Source organism: Allofournierella massiliensis (assembly GCF_004345265.1).
GTDB lineage: Bacteria > Bacillota > Clostridia > Oscillospirales > Ruminococcaceae > Allofournierella > Allofournierella massiliensis.
Genome location: NZ_SLUM01000014.1, coordinates 38,914 through 50,628 on the forward strand (window position 1 = coordinate 38,914; position 11,715 = coordinate 50,628).

General features: G+C 61.0%; 9 protein-coding genes. 4 read left to right on the forward strand and 5 right to left on the reverse strand.

The annotated features are described in order from the left end of the window. Positions 1-11: 11 nt before the first annotated feature. Positions 12-560, forward strand: a complete 549-nt coding sequence (locus EDD77_RS09330) for a biotin transporter BioY (RefSeq protein ID WP_058963501.1) — start codon at positions 12-14, stop codon at positions 558-560. Positions 561-620: 60 nt separating this feature from the next. Here EDD77_RS09330 and EDD77_RS09335 read toward each other — a convergent pair whose 3' ends face one another. The 3 genes from EDD77_RS09335 to EDD77_RS09345 all read right to left on the reverse strand — a co-directional run bounded on the left by EDD77_RS09335 (position 621) and on the right by EDD77_RS09345 (position 5,363). Beyond that, complete coding sequence (locus EDD77_RS09335) at positions 621-2,636, reverse strand: AAA family ATPase (RefSeq protein WP_058963500.1); 2,016 nt, start codon at positions 2,634-2,636, stop codon at positions 621-623. Between the two features lie 122 nt (positions 2,637-2,758). After that, the gene (locus EDD77_RS09340; protein WP_058963499.1) at positions 2,759-4,354 is read right to left on the reverse strand and encodes a peptide chain release factor 3; all 1,596 of its coding nucleotides are present in this window, start codon (positions 4,352-4,354) and stop codon (positions 2,759-2,761) included. 145 nt (positions 4,355-4,499) lie between these two features. Continuing rightward, entirely contained in the window at positions 4,500-5,363 is an 864-nt protein-coding gene (locus EDD77_RS09345; protein WP_058963498.1) for a bifunctional GNAT family N-acetyltransferase/class I SAM-dependent methyltransferase, read from the reverse strand. Between the two features lie 237 nt (positions 5,364-5,600). Here EDD77_RS09345 and EDD77_RS09350 point away from each other — a divergent pair, with 237 nt between their 5' ends. Further along, positions 5,601-6,926, forward strand: a complete 1,326-nt coding sequence (locus tag EDD77_RS09350; RefSeq protein WP_132587378.1) for a S1C family serine protease — start codon at positions 5,601-5,603, stop codon at positions 6,924-6,926. Positions 6,927-7,138: 212 nt separating this feature from the next. Then, on the forward strand, positions 7,139-8,050 hold the full coding sequence (locus tag EDD77_RS09355) for a serine O-acetyltransferase (protein WP_058963497.1): 912 nt from the start codon (positions 7,139-7,141) through the stop codon (positions 8,048-8,050). Positions 8,051-8,108: 58 nt separating this feature from the next. On the opposite strand, the gene EDD77_RS09360 is transcribed toward EDD77_RS09355, so the two are convergent. Both EDD77_RS09360 and EDD77_RS09365 read right to left on the reverse strand, forming a co-directional pair. Then, on the reverse strand, positions 8,109-9,194 hold the full coding sequence (locus EDD77_RS09360; RefSeq protein ID WP_058963496.1) for a GGDEF domain-containing protein: 1,086 nt from the start codon (positions 9,192-9,194) through the stop codon (positions 8,109-8,111). 184 nt (positions 9,195-9,378) lie between these two features. Next, positions 9,379-10,038, reverse strand: a complete 660-nt coding sequence (locus EDD77_RS09365) for a metallophosphoesterase (protein ID WP_242868324.1) — start codon at positions 10,036-10,038, stop codon at positions 9,379-9,381. A gap of 221 nt (positions 10,039-10,259) precedes the next feature. On the opposite strand from EDD77_RS09365, the gene EDD77_RS09370 reads away from it, so the two are divergent. Continuing rightward, positions 10,260-11,630, forward strand: coding sequence for a D-alanyl-D-alanine carboxypeptidase family protein (locus EDD77_RS09370; protein WP_058963494.1), 1,371 nt, complete (start codon positions 10,260-10,262; stop codon positions 11,628-11,630). Positions 11,631-11,715: the final 85 nt, after the last annotated feature.

Sequence of the window (11,715 nt, forward strand, 5' to 3'; positions counted from 1 at the left end):
GCCTGTATTTTATGACCAAGACGCAAACCCTTACCCGCACCGCCATGGGCGCAGTGATCATTGCGCTGTGCGCCTGGATCAGCATTCCGGCCGCAGTGCCTTTTACCCTGCAGACCTTCGGCATCTTTCTGGTGCTGGCAGTGCTGGGGGCCCGCCAGGGCAGTGCGGCAGTCATTGTCTACATCCTGCTGGGTCTTGTGGGCCTGCCGGTGTTTGCCGGATTTTCCGGCGGGCCGGGGGCGCTGCTGGGCCCCACCGGCGGCTACATTGTGGGCTTTGCCCTCATCGGCCCCGTCTGCCTGCTGGCAGACAGGCTGCCCCTGCCGGAGCTGGCCCGCTGCCTTGCGGGGAATCTGGCCGGACTTGCCGTCTGTTATAGCTTCGGCACCTTCTGGTTCCTCCGGGTGTCGGCTATGAACGGCAGCGCATACAGCCTGCCGGCCGTGTTGGGCATGTGTGTGATTCCCTTCATCCTGCCGGACTGCATCAAGCTGGCGCTGGCCCTGACGGTGGGCCGGCGGCTGGCACGGGCGCTGCGGCCCGTGGGCACCACCTGTTGATCGGCTTTCGCAAAACCAGAAGAAGGCCTGCTGCGAATGCAGCAGGCCTTCTTTTTTGTTTTATTCAATTTCGTCCAGCGCAAAATCCCCCAGCGTCAGCTCGTCCAGCGCGGCCTGGGACTCGGCAGCCAGCCGGCGGCTCTGGTTCAGAATCGCCCGCTCCAGCAGATTGCGGACCATGCGACCGTTGCCGTTTTCAGCGGCGTTCTCCGCCTGTGCCCGGGTGAAGTATTCGGTGATCGGTTCCCGGCAGCCCTCGGCCAGCCGATATCCCCTGCCCTTTGCACTCAGCTCCAGAATCCGCCACAGCTCCTCGCCGGTGTAATCCGGGAATTCAATCCGGTTGGGAAAGCGGGAAGCAAGGCCGCTGTTGGCGGTCAGAAACTGCTCCATCTCTCTGGAGTAGCCCGCAAGGATCACCACCAGATCATCCCGATGATCCTCCATGCCCTTCACCAGCGTGTCGATGGCCTCCAGCCCGAAGCTGTCGTCCTTTCCCCGGTAGAGGGAATAGGCCTCGTCGATGAATAACACGCCCCCCAGCGCCGAGCGGATCACCTGATTGGTCAGCGGCGCAGTGTGGCCCACATAGCGGCCCACCAGATCCGCCCGGCTCACCTCCACCAGCTGGCCGCCCCGCAGCGCGCCGATGGCCTTCAGGTACTTGCCCACCAGCCGGGCAATGGTGGTCTTGCCGGTGCCCGGATTGCCTGCAAAAATCATGTGCATGGAAACCGACCCGGTTTTCATGCCTGCCTGGGCCCGGCGCTGATTGGCCTGCACACTGTCCTTCAGGCGCAGCACGTAGTCCTTCACCTCGGCAAGGCCCACAATGTTTTCCAGTTCCCGGTCCACCTCATCCAGCATACCGGTGTATTCCTGCCGCAGCAGGCCCAGCAGATCCACCGGCTGACCGCCGGCCACCGCCGCCAGCACCCGGCCCTCCGGCGCGCTGAGGGCAACAGCCGCACCCGCCACCGGCTCCTCTTCCAGCTTGTATTCCGCCAGTGCCCTGAAGCACCGGTCAAAAAATTCCCCGATGGGCGCTGCCCCCCGGCCGGGGCTTGCCTGCCGCCGGGCCAGCGCCAGAAATTCTTCGTTCGCCGTAACGGTCAGCTTCAACTGCCGGGCCGCGTGTTCGGTCAGCTGCTCCAGCCCCCGGGCAGCGATTTCCGCCAGCTCCTCCTCGGTGAAGGGCCGGGTGGCGCACACGTCGCTCAGTGCGTTCACCACGCCCGCGCCCATCCGGTCCGCCATCTTCTCCGGCCCCTTCCCGCTCAGGAACACCAGATACTTGCCCCGGGGGCTCAGGGCGCTCACCGCGTCCGGCACCAGCGCGGTGCCCACGTCCACCAGCATGCCCTTCTGCACCGCATAGCGGCTGTTCAGCGGGGCGCTGCCGGTTTGCACCAGTGCCACCAGCGTGTTCAGAAAGCCCGGATGGCATCGCTCATAGTTACAGAACACCAGCATCTGCCCCGGCCCGTTCAGCGCGGCGTACAGATCCTGCAAAAACAGCTTTTCCTGCCCGGGCCCCGGGTAAAGGCCCAGATCCATCCATGCGATCTGCGGGCCGCTGAGCAGCTTGCGAGCTGCCATTTCCCGGGCAATGGCATCCAGCGCCGTGTGTTTTCCGGTGCCTGCCGGGCCATGCACCAGCAGCACGCCCCGGGCCGTTTCTCCCGTCGTGCCCAGCACAAAGGGCCGCTTGAAAGCCCGCACCAGCTGTTTGAGAAATTCCGACTGGCCCAGCACGCTTTTTCCCAGCGCCTGCTCCAGTCCGTCAAAGGCATCCGTCTGCACGGGGGCGGGCACGGTGCGCCGGGCCGCCTGCGTCTCGGCCTCGGTGAGCAGCCCGTCCTTCTGCATGGTATGCTCCAGCTCACCGCCCAGCCGGGCGATCTCCCGGGCCTGATGGGCCAGCGCCTCATCCAGCGCCTTCTGGTTTTTTTCCAGCGTCTGCTGTGCGGTCTCTGCCGTTTTCTCGTTCCGGGCAGGCTTTGCCGTGCCTGCGCGCAGCCGTCCGCCGGGGCCGAACACCCCGTTCATCAGATCCTCCCAATCACTCGCTCCCATGCCTCGCGCCCTCCTTTTTGCCGTCTGGCGGCGTACTTTTCCCTTATTGTACCACAGACGGCAGCCATTTTGCGGCAAAAAAACAGGACATCCGGCCAGCGGCCGAATGCCCTGTTTGAAAATCACACGTTGCCGAACTCGCTGAGTTCCAGGCCCTCGTTGTGCTGTTGAGCCCAGTTGATGGCCCAGGGGGTGGTGAAGAGCAGCAGCTTGTTGCCCTTCAGATCCTCGATGCGCTTGGTGTCGCTGGTCAGGTCCAGATCCTTCGGATCCAGATCCTCGTTCTCGATCCAGCGAATGTGCTCGAAGGGCAGCTTCTGCATGCGGATGTCCACATTGTACTCGTTCTTCAGCCGGTACTCCAGCACCTCGAACTGCAGAACGCCCACAACGCCCACGATCACTTCTTCCATGCCGCCGTTCAACTCGCGGAAGATCTGGATGGCGCCCTCCTGGGCCACCTGCTCCATACCCTTCACAAACTGCTTGCGCTTCATGGTGTCCACCTGGGTGATCCGGGCAAAGTGCTCGGGCGCGAAGGTGGGGATGCCCGCATACTGGATCTTTTCCTTGCCGGTGCACAGGGTGTCGCCGATGGAGAAGATGCCCGGGTCAAACAGACCGATGATGTCGCCGGCGTAAGCCTCGTCCACAGTGGCCCGATCCTGGGCCATCAGCTGGGTGGACTGGGCCAGCTTGATCTTCTTGCCGCCCTGCACATGGGTGACCTCCATGCCGCGCTCGAATTTGCCCGAACAGATGCGCATGAAGGCGATGCGGTCCCGGTGGGCCTTGTTCATGTTGGCCTGAATCTTGAAGATGAAGCCGGAGAAGGTGTTCTGGGCGGGCTCGATCAGCTCGTCGCCGCTTTTGCGGGGCAGCGGGCTGGGAGACAGGCGCAAAAACTCCTTCAGGAAGGGCTCCACACCGAAGTTGGTCAGCGCGGAACCAAAGAATACCGGGCTCAGGCGGCCGGTCTGTACGGCTTCCATGTCGAAGTCGTAGCTGGCGCCGTCCAGCAGCTCGATGTCCTCCGCCAGCTTTTCATGCAGCGGGGCGGTGATCAGCTCGTCCAGGCTGGGATCGCCCAGCTCGGCCTCGATCTTGTCCAGAATCTTCACGCCGTTGGCCTTGCCGTCGCTCTGGAAGGCCAGAATGTGGCGGCTTTCCCGGTCGAACACGCCCTTGAACTCCTTGCCGCAGCCGATGGGCCAGTTCATGGGGTAGGTCTGGATGCCCAGAATGTTCTCGATCTCTTCCATCAGATCGAAGGGGTCCCGGGCTTCCCGGTCCATCTTGTTGATGAAGGTGAAGATGGGGATGTGCCGCAGGGTGCAGACCTTGAACAGCTTGATGGTCTGGGCCTCAACGCCCTTGGCGGCGTCGATGACCATGACCGCCGCGTCGGCGGCCATCAGGGTGCGGTAGGTATCCTCCGAGAAGTCCTGGTGACCGGGGGTATCCAGGATGTTGACGCATTTTCCGTCGTATTCAAACTGCAGCACCGAACTGGTAACCGAGATACCACGCTGTTTCTCGATCTCCATCCAGTCGCTGACCGCGTGGCGGGCGCTCTGCTTGCCCTTAACGCTGCCTGCCTGCTGGATCGCGCCGCCGTACAGCAGCAGCTTTTCGGTGAGGGTGGTCTTACCGGCGTCCGGGTGGCTGATGATCGCAAAGGTGCGCCGGCGCTGGATCTCTTGCCGTAAATCGGCCATAGATGCTTGTCCTCCTTATATTCTGGGGCGGCGCACACGCGCCGCGCGGGGTTTGGTCCTTAAAAACACAACACTCTATATATTATTACATACAGAATGGCTTTGGCAAGGGGAAAACCGCAAAAACAAAGGGTTTTCGGGCATTTCACCAGCCCTTTTTGCGCACAAGGCAGGGCAGCGGCGCGGTGGGGGCCCAGTTGGCGAACTCGCACACCAGCACCGTGTATTCCCGGATGGGCAGATTGCGGAAAAATTCCAGCAGGGCGGTTTTTTCCCCGTCGCCGTTGGGGCCGCCGCTGTACAGGCAGGCCGCCAGAATTCCGCCGGGGCGCAGTGCGTCCAGCGCAGCCTTCACCGCGGGCAGGCTGCTTTTGGGGGTGGTGAACAGGCTGTGGTCCGCCCCGGGCAGATAGCCAAAGTTGAACATCACGCAGTCCGCCGTGTTTGGCTCCACCAGCTTTGCCAGCTCCGCATGATCCGCCTGCACCGCCCGGCCGATATCGGAAAGCCCTGCCGCAGCCAGCCGGGCATTGGTGTTGTCCACCGCCTGCCGCTGCAGATCCAGCGCCAGCACCCGGCCCTCCGGGCCTGCCAGCCGGCACAGAAATTCGGTGTCGCCCCCGTTGCCGCAGGTGGCGTCCACAAAAAAGCCGCCGGGCAACAGATTCTGCCGCAGGAAATCATGGGTCAGACCCACGGCAGTGGGATCCGGCACCCGCCGTCTGCGCCAGAGATTTCCGGCGGGGGCAAAACCGAATTTTTCCGCCAGCGCCTTCTCTGCATCGCCGTTCGGCAGCTCCAGCAGATGCAGGCTTTCGCCGGCATATCCGCCGGTGGCTTTCAGCACCTGACGCAGAAGAAAACTGCCGTAACCGCGGCGCCGCCAGGCCGGATCCACCCACAGGGGCCCCAGCCGCCAGCCCTCGTTCTGACGAGTGCATCCGCATCGCCCCACAAGCAGCTTTTCCTTATATAACAGGAATTCTTCTCCCTCGCGTATCACCCGCACGCCATTGCCCTGCCTTTCCAAATATGATATTCTTATAGAATCAGCTTCCCGGCATAGTCCGATGCCCGGAACCATACCAATTATACATGGATTTCACATTTTTTTCACCCGGCCATAAAATGTTTTTCACGGCGGCCGGATAAACTATAACCAGAACGATAAGCAAGGGGCCGCAAGAGCGGCGTTTCAATCGGACAGACGCCCCGGACCCCCTGTTCACCTGAAAGGATGATAAACATGGAAAACAAATGGGAATATGATTATTCCGGTACCTATCCGGGCAGCGGCGGCAGCAATCCCACCCCCGCTTCCTACACCCCCATCGGCCCCAGCGGCGAGCCCTCCATGGGCGCCGGCGCCGACTACACCGCCCCCGGCTACACAATGCCCGGTGGCCCCTCCGCCCCCATGGGCGGCGAGCCCCAGCCTCCCCGCATGAAAAAGCGGCACCCCCACCTGAAGAAAATCGGCGCAGGTGCGCTGGCTCTGGTGCTGGTTGCAGGCGTGAGCTTCGGCGGTGGCTACGCGGGCTTCTATCTGGCCGATAAGACCAGCAGCGCCCGCATCGTATATCAGAGCGCCAATCCCTCCGGCACCGCCACCAGCAGCACCGACGGCTCCACTTCTCTGGATCCGCTGGTGAGCGTGATCAACTCCATTACCCCCAGCGTGGTGGAGATCACCACCGAGCAGATGGTCACCACCAGCTACGGCTTCTGGGGTGGCCAGCAGATCGTTAGCGGCGCGGGCAGCGGCGTAATCTACACGGAGGACGGCTACATCATCACCAACAACCATGTGGTGGAGGGCGCCGAACAGATCACCGTAAAGCTGAACGACGGCACCACCTATAACGCCACTCTGGTGGGCGCGGATTCCCAGAGCGACATCGCAGTCATCAAGATCGATGCCACCGGTCTGACCCCGGCAGTTCTGGGCGATTCCGACACCATCGCCATCGGCGAAACCGCCATCGCGGTGGGCAACCCCAGCAACCTGGGTGTGACCTCCACCGACGGCATCATCAGCGCGCTGAACCGCAGCGTAACGGTGGAAGGCAACACCATGAATCTGATCCAGACCAGCGCTGCCATCAGCCCGGGTAACTCCGGCGGCGGTCTGTTCAACTCCAGAGGCGAGCTGATCGGTATTGTAAACGCAAAGAATGCCGATGAAAACGCCGAGGGTCTGGGCTTCGCCATTCCCATCAACACCGTGAAATCCGTTGCGCAGGATCTGATTGAAAACGGTTATGTGACCGGTCGTCCTGCTCTGGGCATCACCGTGGTAAGCATTACCGACGCACAGACCGCCATGCAGTACGGCGTTTCCACTCTGGGCGCCTATGTGCAGAGCGTGAGTGAGGGCAGCGGCGCTGCCAACGCCGGCATGAAGGTGGGCGACCGCATTGTGAGCGTGGGCACCAAGACCGTGACCACCGCCACTGATGTGACCAACGCCCTGCAGGATTATGCTGCCGGCGACACCGTTCAGGTACAGGTAGACCGGGGCGGCGAGCTGATTACCCTGAATGTGGTTCTGGGCGAAAAGACCCAGGCCTGATCCCATCCCAAACCGATTCCGATTTTTCATATCGTTTCCTTTTTTCTGTTTTCACACAGGGGCCGGGGGCCGCACGAAAGTGCGGCCCCCGGTTCCTTTTTACCCGCTTTTCATTGACGTATCCCGCCCAAACAGGTATGATTAAACTATTCCCCCTCCGTCCGGCCGCCTGAGGCGGCAAAGGGCCGGTTCTCCGGCGAAAGGAGCCTTTTATGAACGAGATCAAACATCGGGCCATCCAGAAAACGGTGCAGGGCCTGAACGAAAATTACCAGAGTCACGAGCTGCTCACCCTCAAGCAGGGCATGGAGCTGCCCAACCGCAAGGCGGTGATCAACATCCTGCGGGATCTGAAGGAGATCATCTTCCCCGGCTATTACGGCCCCGGCAGCCGCCTGGGCGATTTTGGCGACCACTACGCCGGCTACCGGCTGGACCGGCTGTACGACGACCTGCGCGCGCTGCTGGCCACTGCTCTTCTGTATGAGTGCGGCGAGGACGGCTGCCAGCTGCACACCGAGCCCCGGGCCGACGAGGTGTGCGCCGCGTTTTTTGAAAAGCTGCCCGCTTTGCAGCAGACCCTTCTGAAGGATGTGCAGGCCGGCTTTGAGGGCGACCCCGCCGCCAAAAGCCGGGAGGAAATCATCTTCTGCTACCCGGGCTTCTACGCCATCTACATCTACCGGGTGGCCCACGAGCTGTATCTGCAGAACGTGCCCTACATCCCCCGCATCATGACCGAATACGCCCACAGCAGCACCGGCATCGACATCAATCCCGGCGCACAGATCGGTGAATACTTCTTCATCGACCACGGCACCGGTGTGGTCATCGGCGAGACCACCGTGATCGGCAATCATGTGAAGCTGTATCAGGGGGTCACCCTGGGTGCGCTGTCCACCCGCGGGGGCCAGCAGCTGATGGGCGTGAAGCGCCATCCCACCGTGTGCGACAATGTGACCATTTACTCCGGCGCCTCGGTGCTGGGCGGCGAGACCGTGATTGGTGAGAACACCACCATCGGCGGCGGCACCTTCATCACCGAGTCTGTGCCCGCCAACAGCCGGGTGCTGGCAAAGCGCCCGGAGCAGACCATCAAATCCCCCACCGACGTGACCGACTGATCCGAAAACAGCAGCGCCGGGGCAAACCGTCTGGTTTGCCCCGGCGCTGTTTTCGTTTTTATTCCGTCTGCTCCTTCCACAGGCAGACGCTCCCCCGTTTTTCCTTTGCCCGGTAAAGGGCGCTGTCCGCGTTTTTGAGCAGCTGGGCAGGGGTCATGCCCGGGCGGTATTCCGCCACGCCGAAGCTGGCGCCCACCCGACAGGGCGAAAAATCCTCCATCTCCTCCAGACTGCGGCCAATCTGCTCGCATGCCTGCACGATGCGCCGCAGCTCCGGCGCATGGAACACCAGGCAGAACTCATCGCCGCCGTAGCGGAAGGCAGCCTCCTCCCCGGCACGGCTGCGCAGAATCGCCGCCACCTTCTGCAGGCAGGCATCTCCCTTCAGGTGGCCCATGGTATCGTTCAGCTGCTTGAAACCATCCAGATCCACCATCACCAGCACCCCCTGGCCGCCGGCACACAATTGGCCCAGCCGGTCGTTCAGCGCGGTGCGGTTGAGCAGGCCGGTCAGGCCATCCCGCCGGAGCTCCCACTTCTGCCGGGCCGCCTGCTGGATCCGCTGCCGCTCATAATAAATGGATGCCAGACACAGCAGATAGCACCCCAGCAGCATCACGATGCTCAACAGCCAGTTGATTCGATTTTCCGTATTTTCCAGCCGGTGACGCTGGGTGGAATCCCACACCACCAGCAGATCCACCACCGGTACCCCCAGCAGGCACACACCGGCGGTGATGGAGGTGAGCCGGTAATCCCCGTAGGAGGTGGTGAGCATAATGGCCACCACCGGCAGCAGAATCAGCGCCGGAAACAGACTGTGCACTTCATACAGCACCAGGCAGACGCCTGCCATACAAAGAGAAACCATGGTCTGCCGGGTCTGCCTGCTTAACCACCGGTTTTTCATCGCCAGCATTCCCACCAGTACCAGCACACAGTTGATGGTCACCGGCGTAATCAGATATTTGATGATATAGAGAACCGGTTCAGCGCTCACAAACCCTTCGATCCGGTTCAGGGCAAAGGCCATGATCAGCTCCAGCACGGCGGCTGCCAGCGTAAGCGCACCGGTCATATAGCAGTGCAGGCGCATCCAGCTTTCGTTCTGTGCATTTCCCGACCGATCATTTTTTCGGTGCATCCGCTTTCTCCTTTCGCCTGTTCCGTGTTGTTTTATTATAACAAAAAAGCCTCTTTCGGCACAAGCCGAAAGAGGTCTCCGGTTTTCTGCATCCTGCCCGTCCGCGCAAATTTCACAAGGCTTCCATGCGCTGCTGCCGCCCGGTTTGCCTTGCTGCGCACCGGGCCATACTTTCAAAGGCAGCTCAGTCCTCCAGCGGAATCACATCGCAGAATACCGCCTGGGTCTTGGTGCCCAGCTTACGGTCCTTGTGGTAGCGGCCGAACAGCCATTTTTTATACTGAGCCTTGTCCATGATCTGGCCGAAGAAGGTGTGCAGCCAGTTGGGCTGGCCCTGCATCAGCTGGGCAAATTCCAGAATTTTCAGGGGTGCATCGTGGGTGAGGATATAATCCACCTGCCAGCCGGCGGCTTCCAGATTGTCCGCGCAGGTTTTCAGCTCTTCGCTGGTGGGCAGCTCGGCACGCCACCAGTTGATGCCCTCGTCCCGGTCCTCCTTGTCCCAGCTTTCGGCCCCGCCGAAGCACAGCAGCTTTTTGCCTTCGATCTCCAGAATACTGCCCCGCTCGATGTAATACAGATTGCCGCCGATGTGCCGAGCCCGGCCGCCCATGTAGTCCACCTCGGGATATTCCTTCAGCAGGTCAAAATTCTCGTGGCAGCCGTCGATGAACAAAAGCTGGTAGCGGCGCTTTTGCAGCCATTTCAGCTTTTTCTGTTCCGCCTTGTCGCCGCTCCATAAAAAGCCAAAATCCCCCAGCACGATCAGAGTATCCTGCTTTTTCAGCCGCTTTATCTCTTTTTCCGAAAAACGTTCCACCTCACCGTGGATATCGCCGGTCACATAAATCAAGCCTTGCCGCCCACCTTTCACCAGAAAAACACTTTATAAACCCTGTAAAAAATGCTATAATACAAGGTAAATCACTGGGCATTCTGCCCGGGATCAAATCGCTTTTTTCGGGCATTCTGCCCGTTTGTCCCACCGCGTTCCCCCGCCTTCCGGCGCCGGGTTCGAGCGGTTTCGCACTAAACATTTTAACGCGTTTAAAAGGAAAAGTCCACATGAAAAAATTTACCGCGCTTTTGCTCGCTCTGGTTTTTATGGCGGCTGTTTTCGCTTTGCCCGCCGGGGCGGTGGGGTTTGAGCCCCCCTTCGAAATTTCCGGCAAGGCCGCCTACATCGTGAACACCGACACCAACATCATCGTATATGAAAAGAACAGCGAGGAATCGCTGCCCGCCGCCAGCACCACCAAGCTGATGACCGCCATTCTGGTGATGGAGCAGTATCAGGACCAGCTGGACACCGTGACCGGCGAGTCCTCCGCCTATATTCGGGACACCATCTACACCTTCGGTCTGGAGCACGGCGCCCTGGCCAATGCGGATATCCGACTGGGCGAGCCCCACACGCTGCGCAGCCTGCTGTACGCCTGCCTGGTGCCCAGCGCCGCCGATGCCGCCATGATCCTGGCCAGCACAGTGAGCGGCGGCAACATCGACAACTTCGTTTACATGATGAACAGCAAGGCCAAGGAGATCGGCTGCACCGGTACCACCTTTGTGGACCCGGTGGGCATGAGCATCGACAATGTGACCACCGCCCGGGATCTTTACCTGATCTTGCGCTATGCCATGAGCTTTGACGTGCTGCGGGAGATCATGGGCACCGTCAAGTGGGACATGGGCCAGGATTTCATGCCCAGCCGCTACTCTGCCTCCAACCCCTACAACCTCTACACCACCAATATGATGATCTACGAGGGGCCCGGCGCAGAATATTACCGCAAATATACCAAGGGCGGCAAAACCGGCTCGCTGGAGGACTGGCAGAATCTGGCCGCCTGGCACACCAGCCCGGACACCGGCGAGACCTACATCAGCGTAGTGCTGAACAGCCCGGTCTCCTGCGACCCCTACCCTTACCAGAAGGACCACCCCGCCTCCTACGAGACCGGCCTTTTGATGGACTGGGTGTTTGAGAATTTCGCCATCCAGCCTGCCATGAAAACCGGCGAACCGCTGGCAGAGGTAAAGGTGAAATATTCCACCGACGCCGATACCGTGATGCTCTTCCCCGCAGATGATATGATGACCATCCTGCCCAAGAACACCGACGAGAGTGTGACCCAGAAAACCTTCCAGCTGCCGGAATACGTCACCGCCCCGGTGAAAAAGGGTGATGTGATCGGCACCGTGACCCTTTCCCTTTCCGGCCAGACCATCGGCGTAGTGGAGCTCACCGCCGACCGGGATCTGGATCGCAACATGCTGCTGTTCACCCTGTCCAAAATCGGGGAATTCTTCGGCAGCCTGTACTTCAAGGTACTGCTCTGTGTGAGCGCTGTGACCGCCGTTGCCTATGTGCTCCTCTATTACCGTTATCAGGCCACACGCAAGAGCAACCGCCGGCCCCGCCGCCCCTCGCTGTGACCGCGACCTGTTGTTTCCCGCGCCCTTCGGGTGCTGTGAAGAGCCCTGCCGCCCTTGCCGCGGCCTGGCCCAAATTCATTTGAGA